This window comes from Bacillus cereus group sp. BfR-BA-01355 (assembly GCF_022663675.1).
GTDB classification, from domain to species: Bacteria; Bacillota; Bacilli; order Bacillales; family Bacillaceae_G; genus Bacillus_A; species Bacillus_A thuringiensis_S.
In genome coordinates this window covers 21,958-37,149 of the sequence record NZ_JAKUFY010000052.1, presented here as the reverse complement: position 1 = coordinate 37,149, position 15,192 = coordinate 21,958, and the positions used below count along the sequence as shown (strand labels likewise).

Here is a 15,192-nt window from a genome sequence, read left to right as displayed (position 1 = left end):
TCATCTTGCTTAGAGTTTTGCTGTTTCTCTTGAGAAGAGTCATCTTGCTCGTTATTTTTACCTTTAGTATGTTTCATACTTCTAGTCTGTTCTTTGTTATCGTCATCTGGATTGTTAGACTGCTGCTCCCAGTTATCGGCTTCTTTTGCCTCTGTTGTATTTGATTTTTTTTTCTTACGAAACCAATTCCAAATCATATGTATGCCCTCTTTAATTGTGTAATATAGTGCTATTTTGTGGCTAATTTTGTATATTATTCATTTATTTATGAAAAGAAGGAGGAGATTGGTTTACATAGAAAAAAACCTTTAGTAAGCAGTTCATACTATAACGGGGAGAGGGAGAGTCTGTGCAAATTGTAAAAAAGGAGAAGTTTGTTTTAAAAGAATTTACGTTTGAAAATGGTAGGGAAATTTCTGTTCAAATGGGGTACGAGACATATGGTACGTTAAATAGAGAAAGGTCAAATGCAATTTTGATTTGTCATTACTTTAGTGCAACAAGTCACGCAGCGGGGAAATATACAGTGCATGATGAGGAGCTTGGTTGGTGGGATGGGCTCATTGGACCTGGAAAAGCAATTGATACAAATAAGTATTTTGTTATATGTACAGATAATCTTTGTAATGTGCAGGTGAAGAATCCATATGTGATTACAACGGGACCGAAATCAATTAATACAGAAACTGGAGAAGAATATGCAATGGATTTTCCGGTTTTTACATTTCTTGATGTAGCTCGTATGCAATATGAGTTAATAAAAGATATAGGAATCTCCAGATTACACGCTGTAATGGGACCTTCAGCAGGAGGAATGATTGCACAGCAATGGGCTATTCACTATCCTCATATGGTAGAGCGGATGATTGGTGTTATTACGAATCCACAAAATCCAATTATCACCTCAGTAAATGTAGCGCAAAATGCGATTGAAGCAATTCAACTAGATCCAAGTTGGAAAGATGGAAAATATGGAGAAGAGCAGCCGATAAAGGGGCTTTATTTAGCAAATAGAATGATGTTTATGAACGCGTTTGATGAGCATTTTTATGAAATGACATTTCCTCGTAATAGTATAGATATAGAACCTTATGAAAAGTTTTCTACATTAACATCATTTGAAAAAGAGATAAATAAAGCGACATATAGAAGTATAGAGTTAGTAGATGCAAATTCATGGATGTATACTGCGAAGGCGGTTTTATTGCATGATATTGCACATGGGTTTTCTTCACTAGAAGAATCTCTTTCTAACATAGAAGCGAATGTACTTATGATTCCGTGCAAACAAGATTTGCTTCAGCCGCCACGTTATAATTATAAAATGGTAGACATTTTGCAAAAACAAGGAAAATATGCGGAAGTGTATGAGATAGAAAGTATAAATGGGCATATGGCAGGAGCATTTGATATTCATTTATTTGAAAAGAAAGTTTATGAATTTTTAAATCGGGAAGTATCTAGTTTTGTGTAGGAAATAAATTATGTGAAAAAGGTGCAATATGTGTAGTAGGCACCTTTTTTTACATGATTTGTAGACGGAATATATATGTAGCGATTGCTATGCCGAAGAACGCTATACTAAGTAATAGAAATAAGAATGACATTTCTTGGGGAGATTTTATCTTTTTATTATTTTGCATACTAAGTGCAATAATTGCAGCGATTAAGAACACAATGCCCATAATGAAAAGAAAAAGCGACATTTTAATCGACTCCTTTCATAAAACAAGTATATTGAGGATACAATGTGCTAGTTATGTTTGTAAAGAATAAGTTTTGCGAGAAAATTGAGAAATAGCTTTTCGATTCTTTGCGTTCTTTCTTTTGCATGCTAAAATTGGTAGAGAATGTTTGTGGAAAAGAAACTAAAGGTTTTATTGTATATAAGGAGGAACTACATATGACAGAAGTTAAAACAATTACTACAGAAGAGGTACAAGTGCGTTTAGAAAATGGAGAAACGTTATTTCTAGTAGACGTAAGAGAAGATGAAGAAGTAGCGGCAGGAAAGATTCCAGAAGCTGTACATATTAAAATGGGCGATATCCTACATAAAGTAGACTTCTTTAATAAAGAGAATGAATATATCTTTATTTGTCGTTCAGGAATGCGCAGTGAAAATGTATGTCATTATTTAAATGAGCAAGGATTTAAAACAGTGAACATGGTTGGCGGTATGCTTCAATATGAAGGTGAAACGAAATAGTTAATAGTTAAAAACTTGAAACGAGTCTGTTTCAAGTTTTTTTCTTTTGCATACAGTATAAAAAAGGAGGAGGGGTAAATGGGGATTAATTTGCGTAAAGTAAAAATTATTAATAATACAGGAGCTGTTAATGTTGGTGACTGTTATGATATCTCGCCTTTAGCTGTGGCGAAAGTATATGCAGGAGCTGGAGGATCGAGTGCGGCTATTTTTTTAAATGGAAAAAGACAGCCAGAAGCGGTGATTAGAACATCGGTATTTCTTCCGCCTTTGGCAACGAGTACACGTACGTTAGGTTCATAAAGGAAAGGTAGAGTGTAATTATGCCTGCGCATATAAAAGAGTTTGTTATTGTTAATAATACTGGGAATATATTTACAGGTGATAATTTGAGTGATACTTCATTTACTGCTACGAAATCGTATAGTGGTTCAATGGGGTGTACTTGGATTGATGTTGTTACAGTAATAGGGACAGAAACGAAGCTTTGTTTACAGCCGGGAGATTCGGTGACGACGACATATACAAGGGGCACCCCTGCTGGTACTGTAACAGGAACAAATATGGGGCAAAGTGTAAATACATCGGGTATAGCGCAAGCTGTCCCTAATACAGATAATATGGATTCAATTGCAGGACTCCCTTAAGGAATTAAGGGAGTTTTATTTATTTGAAATAAAAATAGTCTTGGAGATTATTTTTGTAAATAGATTAAGAAGAGGTTTATTTATTATGAAAAAGACGGTTTGTAGGTGGTGAAAGTGTGAAGAATCGTGATAATAAAGGGAAACAACAATCTAATTTTAGAATTCCACCAGAACTTATTGGTCCTACTTTTCCTCCTGTTCCAACTGGATTTACGGGTATAGGGATTACTGGTCCAACAGGTCCACAAGGTTCGACTGGACCGCAAGGACCGAGAGGATTTCAAGGTCCAATGGGAGAGATGGGTCCGACTGGACCTCAAGGTGTGCAAGGGATTCAAGGTCCAGTTGGACCAATAGGTGCAACTGGACCAGAAGGGCAGCAGGGAGCACAAGGATTGAGAGGACCACAAGGAGAAACTGGAGCGACAGGACCTCAAGGTGTGCAAGGGTTACAAGGTCCGATTGGTCCAACGGGAGCGACTGGGGCACAAGGTATACAAGGGGTACAGGGATTGCAAGGGCCAATTGGAGCGACAGGACCTGAGGGACCTCAAGGAATTCAAGGCGTCCAAGGGTTACCGGGTGCAACTGGTCCACAAGGAATACAAGGAGCACAAGGGATACAAGGAACACAAGGACCGAGTGGAAATACAGGTGCAACCGGAGCAACGGGTCAGCGGCTAACAGGTCCGACTGGAATAACAGGCCCAACTGGGATAACTGGACCATCTGGAGGACCTCCTGGCCCGACGGGGCCAACTGGTGCGACAGGTCCGGGTGGCGGACCGAGTGGGAGTACAGGTGCGACTGGAGCAACGGGGGATACTGGGGCTACAGGAAGTACAGGTGTAACAGGAGAAACGGGAACTACAGGTCCGACTGGAAGTACGGGAGCACAGGGCTTGCAAGGAATACAAGGTATTCAAGGGCCAATTGGCCCAACAGGTCCAGAAGGACCGCAGGGGATTCAAGGTATTCCTGGTCCGACAGGAATAACTGGTGAACAAGGAATCCAAGGGGTTCAGGGGATTCAAGGAGTAACAGGAGCAACAGGAGATCAAGGTCCACAAGGTATACAGGGGACTATAGGACCTCAAGGAGCGACAGGGGCAACAGGAGATCAAGGTCCACAAGGTATTCAAGGAGTACCAGGTCCATCAGGAGCAACAGGACCACAAGGTGTTCAAGGGATACAAGGTCCGATGGGTGATATAGGACCAACAGGTCCAGAAGGCCCAGAGGGACTTCAGGGCCCGCAAGGAATCCAAGGAGTACCAGGGCCAGCTGGAGCAACGGGTCCGGAGGGGCCGCAAGGGATACAAGGCATTCAAGGACCGGTAGGCGCAACAGGTCCAGAAGGTCCACAAGGAATACAGGGAATCCAAGGAGTGCAAGGGATAACGGGAGCAACAGGAGTACAAGGAGCAACTGGAATTCAAGGGATACAAGGGGAAATAGGAGCAACAGGTCCAGAGGGTCCCCAAGGAGTGCAAGGTGCTCAAGGGGCGATTGGTCCAACCGGTCCAATGGGGCCACAAGGAGTTCAAGGAATACAAGGCATTCAAGGAGCAACGGGAGCCCAAGGAGTGCAAGGTCCACAAGGAATACAAGGAATACAAGGTCCTACGGGGGCCACAGGAGATACGGGAGCAACAGGGGCGACAGGGGAAGGAACTACAGGCCCAACTGGAATAACGGGAGCAACAGGGGTAACGGGACCTTCTGGAGGACCAGCAGGACCGTCCGGCCCAACAGGGCCATCAGGTCCGACGGGAGTAACTGGTCCATCGGGTGGACCACCTGGCCCGACAGGAGCAACTGGTGCGACAGGAGTAACAGGGGATACTGGTGCGACAGGCTCAACTGGAGTGACAGGAGCGACAGGAGAAACGGGAGCAACCGGAGTGACAGGGTTACAAGGTCCTCAAGGAATACAAGGTGTGCAAGGAGATATTGGTCCAACTGGTCCGCAAGGGATACAAGGTCCGCAAGGGATACAAGGAGTAACTGGGGCGACAGGAGATCAAGGACCACAGGGAATCCAAGGCCCGCAAGGAATCCAAGGTCCAACCGGTCCCCAAGGAATTCAAGGGGAACAAGGCCCTCAAGGGATTCAAGGAGCAACCGGAGCCACGGGAGCACAAGGCTCACAGGGGATTCAAGGAATTCAAGGGATCCAAGGTCCGACCGGTCCTCAAGGCCCAACAGGAATACAAGGGGTACAAGGAGAGATAGGTCCAACCGGTCCACAAGGTGTGCAAGGATTGCAAGGTCCCCAAGGTCCTACAGGGGACACAGGGGCAACGGGAGCACAAGGTCCCCAAGGAGTTCAAGGGATACAAGGCCCAACGGGAGCTACAGGAGCAACAGGAGCGACAGGTCTACAAGGAATTCAAGGCCCGCAAGGAATCCAAGGCCCAACAGGGGCTACTGGAGCAACAGGTTCCCAAGGACCAACTGGAAATACAGGTCCAACAGGTTCACAAGGAATCCAAGGTCCAACTGGTCCAACCGGAGCTGGAGCAACCGGAGCAACAGGAGCGACCGGGGCGACTGGAGTCAGTACAACTGCAACATATGCATTTGCGAATAATACATCAGGAAGTATTATTTCTGTTTTGTTAGGTGGCACGAATATTCCGTTACCAAACAATCAAAATATTGGACCAGGAATAACCGTTAGTGGTGGAAATACTGTATTTACAGTTGCGAATGCAGGAAACTATTATATAGCCTATACAATTAATTTAACGGCAGGATTACTTGTAAGTTCCCGTATAACTGTAAATGGCAGTCCGCTTGCGGGAACGATAAACTCTCCGGCAGTGGCTGCAGGTTCATTTAGTGCAACAATAATCGCTAACTTGCCTGCTGGAGCTGCAGTTAGTTTACAATTATTTGGAGTAATTGCGTTGGCTACATTATCTACGGCAACGCCAGGGGCTACTCTAACGATTATTAGATTAAGTTAATAAGCAGAAAACCTTGAAACTTTTATGTTTCAAGGTTTTTTTATCCTTGTATCTGGAAGTAAACCTCGTTAACCAGGGGGAGTGGATACCCTCTAATTATTTAAAGTTTCACTTTATTCACTTGGGCAAAAACATCGCAGTCCGAAAATATATTATAATAGAATGAAAAGAAAGAAATTTGGCAGAAAGGGAGGGTGGCGATGCAGGAGATGGTTAAAGATTTTTTTGGACGCCCACTTCAAGATTTACGTATATCTGTCATTGATCGTTGCAATTTTAGATGTACATATTGTATGCCGGCGGAAATATTTGGGCCAGATTATGCTTTTTTGAAAGATGAGTTTTTACTAACTTTTGATGAAATTGAGCGTTTGGCAAAATTATTTGTTAACATCGGTGTACGAAAAATTAGAATTACTGGCGGTGAGCCACTGCTTCGTAAAGATTTAACAAAACTGATTGCACGTCTCGTGAAAATTGATGGGCTAATAGATATAGGGTTAACGACAAATGCTATCCATTTAACGAAACAAGCGAAGGCATTAAAAGAAGCTGGATTACATAGAGTGAATGTTAGTTTAGATGCGATAGATGACGACATATTTAGGAATATTAATGGTCGAAATATTAATACGAAACCGGTGATTAAGGGAATTATAGCAGCTAAAGAGGCGGGGCTGGAAGTAAAGGTAAATATGGTTGTGAAAAAAGGGATGAACGATCAACAAGTACTTCCGATGGCTGCGTATTTTAAAGAGCAAGGAATCACGCTTAGGTTTATTGAGTTTATGGATGTTGGTAGTACAAATGGGTGGAATTTTGATCAAGTGGTTACAAAACGAGAATTGATTGAGATGATTCATAAGGTGTATCCGCTTGAGCCAGCTGAAGTCCATTACTTTGGTGAAGTTGCGAAGCGATATCGGTACGTTGGAACAAATGTTGAAGTTGGTTTTATTACATCTGTTTCTGAGTCATTTTGTGCCTCTTGTACGAGGGCAAGAATTTCGGCAGATGGAAAGTTTTATACGTGCTTATTTGCGACAGAGGGTTTGAATGTAAGAGAACTTCTTAGAGGAAATCTTTCGGATGAGGAGTTATTAAGTGTTATACAAGATGTATGGATGAATAGAAAAGATAGGTATTCGGATGAACGGACAGAAGAAAGTGCAAAAAATCGTCCGAAAATCGAAATGTCTTATATAGGAGGATAAGAAAGGGGGCTATCGCATGCAGGAGCGATATTCAAGACAAATATTATTTTCTGGTGTTAGAGAAGAAGGACAGAGAAAAATAAGAGAGAAGCATGTGCTTATTATTGGTGCTGGTGCTCTCGGTGCGGCAAATGCAGAAGCGATTGTTAGAGCAGGTGTTGGAAAAGTAACGATTGCTGATCGTGATTATGTAGAATGGAGTAATTTACAAAGACAACAACTATATACGGAAGAAGATGCAAAGCAGTATAAACCGAAGGCGATAGCGGCTGCAGAACATTTACAAGCGATTAATTCTGAGGTGGAAATAAATCCAGTTGTGACGGATGTAACGGTGCAAGAAATGGAAGAGCTAGTGCGTGATGTAGATTTAATATTAGATGCGACAGATAATTTTGAAACGCGTCTTCTTATTAATGATATTTCACAAAAGTATAATATTCCGTGGATATATGGTGGGTGTGTCGGAAGTTACGGAGTAACGTATACAATTTTACCAGGGAAAACACCGTGTTTTCGCTGTTTAATGGAGCATCCGGCGAGCGGAGCAACATGTGACACAGCTGGTATTATACAACCAGCAGTACAATTAGTAGTTGCGCATCAAATTACGGAAGCGCTGAAAATATTAGTAGAAGACTTTGGGGCGCTTCGTGAAACGATGTTATCATTTGATCTTTGGAATAATCAACAGATGGCATTTAAAGTGAATAGGCAGAAAAAAGATACTTGTTTATCTTGCGGAAGGTTACGTACATATCCGAGTTTAACATTTGAAGCACAAACAAAAACAGAAGTGTTATGTGGGCGAAATACAGTACAAATTCGCCCGGGTGTGCGGAAGAATTTTAATTTAGAAGAAATTAAAAAGCGCTTACAAAGAAGTGTAGAGATAAAGGCGACACCTTATCTATTATCATTTCCGGTAGAAGAATATCGTTTTGTTTTATTTACAGATGGCAGGGCGTTCATTCATGGGACGAATGATATGAATGTAGCGAAAAGTTTATATGCAAGATATATAGGTTGAACCTAAAGGAAATCCTTTAGGTTCAACGGAGAGAGGATTATGAATTTCTCGTATAATCTCCACTTTTTCCACCTGTTTTTTCAAGTAAGTATGTTTCGCCGATAATCATACCTTTATCGACAGCTTTACACATATCATACACAGTAAGAGCGGTAGCGGAAGCAGCTGTTAAAGCTTCCATTTCAACACCGGTGCTACCTTCTGTTTTAACTTTTACTTCAATGAGTAAACGATATTGTTCTTCTGATTGTTTCCAATCAAAAGAAACGTCAACACCTTTTAATAATAAAGGATGGCACATTGGGATAATATCAGAAGTTCGTTTCGCAGCCATAATGCCTGCGATTTGCGCAACTGCTAATACGTCACCTTTCCCAATTTCATTGTGAGAGATTTTATCGTAAATTTCTTTCGTAACGACAATGCTAGAGCACGCAATTGCTGTTCGAACGGTTGCTTTTTTGTCGCTTATATCAACCATTTTTGCGCGTCCTTGGTCATTAAAATGTGTAAATGAAGACATGGAATTCCTCCTTGAAGTAATTTCTATTGAATACATAAAGTTTAATCGAGATAAAAAAAATTGCAAATATGAGGTGAGAAACGATGGTAGAAAAACGAATTCCAATTCAAGTTGCTGAAGCAGTAGAACGGGTAATGAAATATGCGAAGCATGGTGAAGTAGAAGAAATTTCTATTACGGAAAGTTACGGGAGAATTCTCGGGGAAGATGTTGTCTCAGATCATGACGTTCCTCATTTTGATCGTTCCCCTTACGACGGTTTCGCCATTCGAGCAGAAGATACGAAAGGAGCAACCCAAGAGAATCCAGTTGAATTTGAAGTAATAGGAGAGATCGGGGCGGGTTCTGTTTTTTTAGAAGAAGTAGGAGCTTTTGAAGCGATTCGAATTATGACAGGAGCAGCTATTCCAGAAGATTGCAATGCAGTTGTAATGCTAGAGCTGACAGAAGGATTTGAGAAGAACGGAAAAACATATATGAAGTTAAAACGCCCTTTTAATAACGGTGACAATGTGTCGTTTAAAGGAGAAGATATAAAACAAAATCAAGTTCTCGTTAAGAAAGGTGTGGCAATTAATCCAGGAGTTGCGGCCTTACTAGCAACGTTTGGATATAGCACTGTGAAAGTTATAAAACAGCCTGTTGTCGGTATTGTAACGACAGGGAGTGAATTATTAGAAGTACATGAGCCGTTAGAACCGGGGAAAATTAGAAATAGTAACTCGTATATGATCGCAGCTCAAATTATGAAAGCTGGCGGGAAAGTTCGTTATTATGGTCAACTCGCGGATGAGTTAGATGCATGTTTTACAGCTATTCAATTAGCGATGGATGAGGTCGACATTTTAATTACAACTGGCGGTGTATCGGTAGGAGATTATGACTACTTACCAGCTATTTATGAAAGGTTACAGGCGAATGTACTCTTTAATAAAATAGCCATGAGACCTGGAAGTGTAACGACAGTAGCTGAATTTGATGGGAAGTTACTTTTCGGTTTATCAGGAAATCCGTCTGCTTGTTATGTAGGCTTTGAATTATTTGTGCAACCAATTATAAAAACGTATTTGTATGCGAAGGAACCTCACGTATATAGAGCGGATGCTATTTTACAAAAAGATTTTCCAAAGCCAAATCCATTTACTCGTTTCGTAAGAGCAAACGTAACGATTGTGGACGGGGCGTTACAAGCGATGCCGGTCGGTTTAGATAAATCGAGTGCAGTATCTTCACTTGCAGATGCGAATGCTTTTATTGTGTTACCTGGAGGAACGAGAGGATTTGAGACCGGGATGAAAGTATCTGTATTATTGTTAGAGCACTCTGAGGGATGTGATTGGCCATGGGCAAAGCCACTTCAATCTTACAAATAGTAGGATATCAAAATAGCGGAAAAACAACGCTTGTGGAGAAAATAGTGCATGCATTAGCTGAACGGGAAATGAAGGTTGCTACCATTAAACATCACGGGCACGGAGGTTTTCCAGAAGTAGCGCAAAAAGATAGCGAAAGACACCGTAAAGCTGGTGCTGTCGTAAGTAGTGTAGAAGGTGCTGGATTGCTTTCACTTTCTTCACTAAGAAAGAAATGGTCCTTGCAAGAAATTATTCGCTTATATGAGTTTTTTGAAGTGGATACAATTTTAATAGAGGGCTATAAAAAAGAGAACTACCCGAAAGTAGTGTTACTTCGTTCTGCGGAAGACGTTGAGCTTTTACATAAAGTAGAAAATATAGTAGCGATTATTACGTGGTATGATGCCCCGGCAAATATACGAGAAGAATATAAAGTATTTCATATAACAGAAGAAGAGTTGTACATAGACTGGTTTTTACAAACGGTTAGGAGTGCGAAATGACAAATACATATTATGAAGTAATTAATACAGAAATCTCGATTGAAGAGGTAACGAAGAAAGTGATTCGACGTGAATGCGGTGCTGTTACAACATTTATTGGAACCGTTAGAGAGTTTACGAAAGGGCGTCGTACATTATACTTAGAGTATGTTGCTTATAAGACGATGGCAGAAAAGATGCTAGAGAAAATTGGCCTGGAAGTGAAAGAGAAATGGCCGGATACATATGTTGCGATTACACATCGCATCGGTACGTTGCAAATTTCTGATATAGCGGTTGTTGTTGCTGTTTCAACACCACACCGTAAAGCGGCTTATGAAGCGAACGAATATATTATGGAACGCATAAAACAAATTGTTCCGATTTGGAAAAAGGAGTTTTGGGAAGATGGTGACTCATGGATTGGTGATCAATTAGAAAAAACACCATATCCGGCGGGAGAGCCTGGGAAGGAGCTATAAGTATGATTCGAGTATTGTTATTTGCGCACTTGCAAGAAGAAGCAGGGACAAGTGAATTACAAATAGAGAAAGAAAATATTACGGTTGCAGAGTTAAAAGATGTTGTTGCGAAAGAATATAATGTACCAGTTTCAGAGCCAATTATGGTTGCGATTAATGAAGAATACGCAAATGAAGATGACAGGGTCCAATCTGGTGATGTTGTTGCACTAATTCCACCAGTGAGTGGTGGTTAATATTGGATTCATGAAAACGACTTTCCTAAGTAGGGGAAGTCGTTTTTTTATGGCGTTTTTGAGAACACTAACTTATAGGATAAGGAGGACGTTATGAAAAAAATATGTGTAATTATTACAGTGATATGTTCTATCTTTTTCTCTTCTCCAAGTGATTCTTTCGCGAAAGAATCAAGGGAACAGCTTTTAGAGAGTGCTTTATTGAATAGGTACTATTCGGTTATTAGACAAGTGACAAAAGATCAATATGAATGTGATTCAGTTATAAATATAAAGCGTCTCGGCAGGAAAGATGAATTTGTTCCTAGATTTGAAGTAACGCTACAATTTCTTACTTTTCAAGGGGCGCATAATCCCCCAAATGACAAAGTTACACTTACTTTGGAGGATTATTTAGATCATATAAAGGTAAAAAATGTGGAGCGAGAAAAGAATGTTTCTAATGATGTTGTAGAAAAGATTTGTGCTCGCAAAAAAGAAAAAATGAAAGCTCATTCTAATGATTGAGAGTGGTAACTTATTCCGCTATTTTGCGGGATGATTAAAGTTTCAATTTATGACATTTTACAGAGAAAGGTAATGGGCGATGGATATATTTTTAGCAATTTTACCAGCTATATTTTGGGGAAGTATTGTGCTATTTAATGTAAAACTGGGCGGGGGACCGTATAGTCAAACGCTCGGAACAACGTTTGGAGCACTTATTTTCTCAATTGTTGTTTATATTTTTATGAAGCCAGTATTAACACCTACCGTTATTGGAGTTGGAGTTGTTTCAGGTTTATTTTGGGCGCTTGGTCAGGCGAATCAATTAAAAAGTATTGATTTAATGGGTGTTTCGAGGACGATGCCAATTTCAACAGGACTTCAATTAGTCGCGACGACTTTATTTGGCGTTATCGTATTTCATGAATGGTCCACGACAATATCGGTCGTCCTTGGGATTTTAGCGCTCGTTTGTATTATTATCGGTGTTATTTTAACATCGCTTCAAAGTGAAGAAGAAAAAAATGCAGAGCAAGCAGCAAACTTTAAAAGAGGTATCGTAATTTTATTAATTTCAACAGTCGGTTATTTAGTTTACGTAGTAGTGATTAGACTATTTAACGTAGATGGTTGGTCAGCTTTGTTGCCACAAGCAGTTGGTATGGTGTTAGGTGGGATTTTGCTTACCTTTAAACATCAGCCATTTAATAAATATGCAATCCGAAATATTATTCCAGGATTAATTTGGGCAGCTGGAAATATGTTTTTATTCATTTCGCAGCCGCGTGTTGGAGTCGCAACAAGTTTCTCGCTATCGCAAATGGGAATTATTATTTCCACGCTTGGTGGGATTCTTATATTAGGTGAAAAGAAAACGAAACGCCAATTAACGGGTATCGTTGTCGGTATCGTTTTTATTATTGCAGCCGGAATTATGTTAGGTATAGCCAAAAGTTAAAGGAGGTATAGAAATGTATAGTGATTTAGCAGGGAAAGTTGTCGTTATTACAGGATCAGCAACTGGTCTCGGAAGAGCGATGGGAGTGAGGTTTGCTAAGGAAAAAGCGAAAGTGGTTATTAATTATCGCTCACGAGAATCAGAAGCAAATGGTGTGTTAGAAGAAATTAAAAAGGTAGGCGGCGAAGCGATTGCTGTAAAAGGTGATGTAACGGTCGAATCAGATGTTGTGAATCTCATTCAATCTGCTGTGAAAGAGTTTGGTACGCTTGACGTTATGATTAATAATGCAGGGATAGAAAACGCGGTACCGTCGCATGAAATGCCGCTTGAAGATTGGAATAGGGTAATTAATACAAATTTAACAGGTGCTTTTTTAGGAAGTCGTGAAGCGATTAAATATTTTGTAGAACATGATATTAAAGGGTCTGTCATTAATATGTCTAGTGTTCATGAGAAAATTCCGTGGCCACTATTTGTGCACTATGCAGCAAGTAAGGGTGGTATTAAACTGATGACAGAAACGTTAGCGCTAGAATATGCGTCAAAAGGTATTCGAGTAAATAATATTGGGCCAGGTGCAATTAATACGCCGATAAATGCAGAAAAATTTGCTGATCCAAAGCAGCGTGCTGACGTAGAAAGTATGATACCGATGGGCTATATTGGAAAACCTGAAGAAATTGCAGCAGTAGCAACTTGGCTTGCTTCTTCAGAGGCGAGTTATGTAACGGGAATTACGCTATTTGCAGATGGTGGAATGACGTTATATCCATCGTTTCAAGCTGGGCGTGGGTAATATGAAAAGGACAAAGAGTTTTATCTCTTTGTCCTTTTTATAAAAAAAATAGCGTTCAGCTATTTTAAATTTAATGATTAATTGTATCTTGAAGAAATTCTGTTGCTTGATGTTCAGTAACATTTTGTACGAGCGCGACTTCGCTAATCATCATTTTTCGGGCATTATCTAGCATTTGTTTTTCGCTCGCATTTAATGTTCTCTCTTTATTACGGCGAAGTAAATCCCGAACCACTTCTGCGCTATCTTGTAAATTGCCATTTTTCATTTTTTCCATATTCATTGTATATCTTTGTTTCCATGAGAGTGATGGGTCTGACTCCCCGTTTTGAAATTCAAGAAGTATATCATCTAACGTACCTCGATCAACGATATAACGAATACCTGATTTTTTTAATTGTTCCATCGGAAGCATTACTTGCATATCTTTACTAATGATGCGTATCACACAATATTGACGTGAAGTACCTAATATTTCTTTCTCTTCAATTGCTTCGATAATTCCTGCACCGTGCATTGGATAAACGATTTTATCACCAATTTGAAACAAATCATCCACCTCCATATGTGGTAACCACTTTTAATGATAGCATACGTATGTAAAAATGTCAAATTTTATATAATAACATAATATTTATATTCGAGTCAATAAGGTAAAGTGCTTTTTTTATGTTTTTTTGGGGATTTTATTTATAGTGATTTTTTTAGAAAAATAGTACAGGTGAAGAAAGAAGGCATATCCACTTATTTTTAAGCATAAAATGTAAAAGCGCTAATACAATATACCTAAATCCGTTCTTTGCAAAGGAGGGAGAGAAGGTGGGGCGCACAATAAAAATTGATATTACAAATAAAGTTGTAGCTAAATTTAGACCAAATTATTTGGAATTATATACGAGTAAATTTATGATAGGTAAGTTTTATGTCTATACTGAAGATAAAAAATATGTGTTAGAAGACGGATATATATATGAGAATGGAAAGTTTTATCGCATCATAGATACGCACCGTGGCAATAATCAAGCGGCGGAGGGCTGCGATCTAGGATGGTGTTAACATGATTCGTGTGAAAGTGTTTGATGAAAGTCACGAAAAAGACTTAGAAGACGCTGTGAATGTTTTTTTGAAAAAGATTGATGATAGCAACTTTGTAGATATTAAGTACCAAGTTGGTGTTTCCATTAACGACGATGAAAACCAAATTTATTGTTTTTCAGCAATGATCGTTTATAAAGCATAAAAAAGAGCTGGCTCATCCAGCTCTTTTTTATGTTTTATGTTGGGACAACATGTGTCGGTAATACGTTCATAATAGATTGGGTTGTGCCTGATTTCTTTGTCGTTAAAAGAGGCTCCCCTGTTTCATGGTTTTGGGCATCTTTACACATACCAAGGTGATAACGATCACCTAAAAATGGATCAATATAAAAACCGTTTTTGAATACTTTATCATTCGGGTGTTTTTCATGATGAATATCAGAGCAGTTAATGCAATAGAACATAGCGTTCAACCCCTTTTTATTTTGTTTGAAAAAAGTGAGTCGGTAGTCATTTCGCTCCTAAGGAAATGTTGAGGAGAAGAGAAATAACTACCTACTCAAATGGTGGGCATATTCCTTCTGATTTGTCATATCTCGCGTATTGTCCCTGAGGGAAGGAGGAGAGACGAAGTACGCATGATATAAGTAAGGCACTTCTTTCAATATGAATGATGGAGTTTCATGTTGAGAGAAGTTTTTATTTTGTATTGCCTTTGTGAGTATATTATGAGGAAATGCTAAGAGGGTGTTTGTCCTGTT

The 15,192-nt window shown here is 39.8% G+C and carries 20 protein-coding genes and 1 pseudogene; 16 read left to right on the top strand and 5 right to left on the bottom strand.

The features are described 5' to 3' along the window. Positions 1-197 (bottom strand): annotated as a pseudogene (locus tag MR167_RS17825) (spore germination protein); the annotation flags it as partial. 152 nt (positions 198-349) lie between these two features. Between MR167_RS17825 and MR167_RS17820 the strand changes: the two are divergent. Next, positions 350-1,474: a homoserine O-acetyltransferase family protein gene (locus MR167_RS17820; protein ID WP_242315155.1), complete on the top strand. Its 1,125-nt coding sequence runs from the start codon at positions 350-352 to the stop codon at positions 1,472-1,474. A gap of 49 nt (positions 1,475-1,523) precedes the next feature. Here the strand turns inward: MR167_RS17820 and MR167_RS17815 are convergent, their stop codons facing one another. Next, positions 1,524-1,706 carry a hypothetical protein gene (locus MR167_RS17815; RefSeq protein ID WP_000051780.1) on the bottom strand — a complete coding sequence of 61 codons (183 nt, stop codon included), beginning with the start codon at positions 1,704-1,706 and terminating at the stop codon, positions 1,524-1,526. 197 nt (positions 1,707-1,903) lie between these two features. Between MR167_RS17815 and MR167_RS17810 the strand changes: the two genes are divergently transcribed. From MR167_RS17810 to MR167_RS17785, 6 genes are all read left to right on the top strand, one after another. After that, positions 1,904-2,209 carry a rhodanese-like domain-containing protein gene (locus MR167_RS17810; RefSeq protein ID WP_242315154.1) on the top strand — a complete coding sequence of 102 codons (306 nt, stop codon included), beginning with the start codon at positions 1,904-1,906 and terminating at the stop codon, positions 2,207-2,209. Positions 2,210-2,287: 78 nt separating this feature from the next. Next, positions 2,288-2,512 (top strand): spore germination protein, encoded by a 225-nt coding sequence (locus tag MR167_RS17805; protein ID WP_000512463.1) that lies wholly within the window; start codon positions 2,288-2,290, stop codon positions 2,510-2,512. A 20-nt stretch (positions 2,513-2,532) separates the two neighbouring features. Then, a complete protein-coding gene (locus MR167_RS17800) occupies positions 2,533-2,856 on the top strand; it encodes a hypothetical protein (protein ID WP_001110864.1) in 324 nt (107 codons plus the stop codon). Positions 2,857-2,972: 116 nt separating this feature from the next. Further along, positions 2,973-5,828, top strand: coding sequence for a BclA-related collagen-like exosporium protein (locus MR167_RS17795; RefSeq protein WP_242315152.1), 2,856 nt, complete (start codon positions 2,973-2,975; stop codon positions 5,826-5,828). Between the two features lie 200 nt (positions 5,829-6,028). After that, positions 6,029-7,042, top strand: coding sequence for a GTP 3',8-cyclase MoaA (gene moaA, locus MR167_RS17790; RefSeq protein WP_001157113.1), 1,014 nt, complete (start codon positions 6,029-6,031; stop codon positions 7,040-7,042). Between the two features lie 16 nt (positions 7,043-7,058). Next, positions 7,059-8,072, top strand: coding sequence for a molybdopterin-synthase adenylyltransferase MoeB (locus MR167_RS17785; protein ID WP_001158115.1), 1,014 nt, complete (start codon positions 7,059-7,061; stop codon positions 8,070-8,072). Positions 8,073-8,109: 37 nt separating this feature from the next. On the opposite strand, the gene moaC is transcribed toward MR167_RS17785, so the two are convergent. After that, positions 8,110-8,595, bottom strand: a complete 486-nt coding sequence (gene moaC / locus MR167_RS17780) for a cyclic pyranopterin monophosphate synthase MoaC (RefSeq protein WP_000094146.1) — start codon at positions 8,593-8,595, stop codon at positions 8,110-8,112. Positions 8,596-8,678: 83 nt separating this feature from the next. Between moaC and MR167_RS17775 the strand changes: the two genes are divergently transcribed. From MR167_RS17775 to MR167_RS17745, 7 genes are all read left to right on the top strand, one after another. Then, positions 8,679-9,968, top strand: coding sequence for a molybdopterin molybdotransferase MoeA (locus tag MR167_RS17775; protein WP_000229702.1), 1,290 nt, complete (start codon positions 8,679-8,681; stop codon positions 9,966-9,968). Then, entirely contained in the window at positions 9,932-10,453 is a 522-nt protein-coding gene (gene mobB, locus MR167_RS17770; RefSeq protein ID WP_002081993.1) for a molybdopterin-guanine dinucleotide biosynthesis protein B, read from the top strand. Before MR167_RS17775 ends, mobB begins: the two co-directional genes overlap by 37 nt. Next, complete coding sequence (gene moaE / locus MR167_RS17765) at positions 10,450-10,914, top strand: molybdopterin synthase catalytic subunit MoaE (RefSeq protein ID WP_000185947.1); 465 nt, start codon at positions 10,450-10,452, stop codon at positions 10,912-10,914. Before mobB ends, moaE begins: the two co-directional genes overlap by 4 nt. Before the next feature lie 2 nt (positions 10,915-10,916). Continuing rightward, positions 10,917-11,150, top strand: a complete 234-nt coding sequence (gene moaD / locus MR167_RS17760; protein ID WP_000621773.1) for a molybdopterin converting factor subunit 1 — start codon at positions 10,917-10,919, stop codon at positions 11,148-11,150. Between the two features lie 93 nt (positions 11,151-11,243). Next, positions 11,244-11,657 (top strand): DUF3888 domain-containing protein, encoded by a 414-nt coding sequence (locus MR167_RS17755; RefSeq protein ID WP_000717657.1) that lies wholly within the window; start codon positions 11,244-11,246, stop codon positions 11,655-11,657. Between the two features lie 79 nt (positions 11,658-11,736). Next, the gene (glcU, locus tag MR167_RS17750) at positions 11,737-12,594 is read left to right on the top strand and encodes a glucose uptake protein GlcU (protein ID WP_000350863.1); all 858 of its coding nucleotides are present in this window, start codon (positions 11,737-11,739) and stop codon (positions 12,592-12,594) included. Between the two features lie 13 nt (positions 12,595-12,607). Beyond that, complete coding sequence (locus MR167_RS17745) at positions 12,608-13,393, top strand: glucose 1-dehydrogenase (protein ID WP_000286680.1); 786 nt, start codon at positions 12,608-12,610, stop codon at positions 13,391-13,393. Between the two features lie 70 nt (positions 13,394-13,463). Here MR167_RS17745 and MR167_RS17740 read toward each other — a convergent pair whose 3' ends face one another. Then, positions 13,464-13,958, bottom strand: a complete 495-nt coding sequence (locus MR167_RS17740) for a CarD family transcriptional regulator (RefSeq protein ID WP_000451446.1) — start codon at positions 13,956-13,958, stop codon at positions 13,464-13,466. Positions 13,959-14,212: 254 nt separating this feature from the next. Between MR167_RS17740 and MR167_RS17735 the strand changes: the two genes are divergently transcribed. Together MR167_RS17735 and MR167_RS17730 are read left to right on the top strand one after the other, a co-directional pair. Further along, complete coding sequence (locus tag MR167_RS17735) at positions 14,213-14,449, top strand: DUF2553 family protein (RefSeq protein ID WP_000533804.1); 237 nt, start codon at positions 14,213-14,215, stop codon at positions 14,447-14,449. Between the two features lies 1 nt (position 14,450). After that, positions 14,451-14,633 carry a sporulation protein Cse60 gene (locus MR167_RS17730; RefSeq protein WP_000621751.1) on the top strand — a complete coding sequence of 61 codons (183 nt, stop codon included), beginning with the start codon at positions 14,451-14,453 and terminating at the stop codon, positions 14,631-14,633. 34 nt (positions 14,634-14,667) lie between these two features. On the opposite strand, the gene MR167_RS17725 is transcribed toward MR167_RS17730, so the two are convergent. Further along, complete coding sequence (locus MR167_RS17725) at positions 14,668-14,895, bottom strand: DUF3973 domain-containing protein (RefSeq protein ID WP_000498990.1); 228 nt, start codon at positions 14,893-14,895, stop codon at positions 14,668-14,670. Positions 14,896-15,192 lie beyond the last annotated feature (297 nt).

Excerpts from the sequence above, each read along its gene's own strand:
- MR167_RS17815 (WP_000051780.1), bottom strand. The coding sequence starts at position 1,706 with ATGTCGCTTTTTCTTTTCATTATGGGCATTGTGTTCTTAATCGCTGCA.
- MR167_RS17810 (WP_242315154.1), top strand. The coding sequence starts at position 1,904 with ATGACAGAAGTTAAAACAATTACTACAGAAGAGGTACAAGTGCGTTTA.
- MR167_RS17805 (WP_000512463.1), top strand. The coding sequence starts at position 2,288 with ATGGGGATTAATTTGCGTAAAGTAAAAATTATTAATAATACAGGAGCT.
- MR167_RS17800 (WP_001110864.1), top strand. The coding sequence starts at position 2,533 with ATGCCTGCGCATATAAAAGAGTTTGTTATTGTTAATAATACTGGGAAT.
- moaA (WP_001157113.1), top strand. The coding sequence starts at position 6,029 with ATGCAGGAGATGGTTAAAGATTTTTTTGGACGCCCACTTCAAGATTTA.
- MR167_RS17785 (WP_001158115.1), top strand. The coding sequence starts at position 7,059 with ATGCAGGAGCGATATTCAAGACAAATATTATTTTCTGGTGTTAGAGAA.
- moaC (WP_000094146.1), bottom strand. The coding sequence starts at position 8,595 with ATGTCTTCATTTACACATTTTAATGACCAAGGACGCGCAAAAATGGTT.
- MR167_RS17775 (WP_000229702.1), top strand. The coding sequence starts at position 8,679 with ATGGTAGAAAAACGAATTCCAATTCAAGTTGCTGAAGCAGTAGAACGG.
- moaE (WP_000185947.1), top strand. The coding sequence starts at position 10,450 with ATGACAAATACATATTATGAAGTAATTAATACAGAAATCTCGATTGAA.
- moaD (WP_000621773.1), top strand. The coding sequence starts at position 10,917 with ATGATTCGAGTATTGTTATTTGCGCACTTGCAAGAAGAAGCAGGGACA.
- MR167_RS17755 (WP_000717657.1), top strand. The coding sequence starts at position 11,244 with ATGAAAAAAATATGTGTAATTATTACAGTGATATGTTCTATCTTTTTC.
- glcU (WP_000350863.1), top strand. The coding sequence starts at position 11,737 with ATGGATATATTTTTAGCAATTTTACCAGCTATATTTTGGGGAAGTATT.
- MR167_RS17745 (WP_000286680.1), top strand. The coding sequence starts at position 12,608 with ATGTATAGTGATTTAGCAGGGAAAGTTGTCGTTATTACAGGATCAGCA.
- MR167_RS17740 (WP_000451446.1), bottom strand. The coding sequence starts at position 13,958 with ATGGAGGTGGATGATTTGTTTCAAATTGGTGATAAAATCGTTTATCCA.
- MR167_RS17730 (WP_000621751.1), top strand. The coding sequence starts at position 14,451 with ATGATTCGTGTGAAAGTGTTTGATGAAAGTCACGAAAAAGACTTAGAA.
- MR167_RS17725 (WP_000498990.1), bottom strand. The coding sequence starts at position 14,895 with ATGTTCTATTGCATTAACTGCTCTGATATTCATCATGAAAAACACCCG.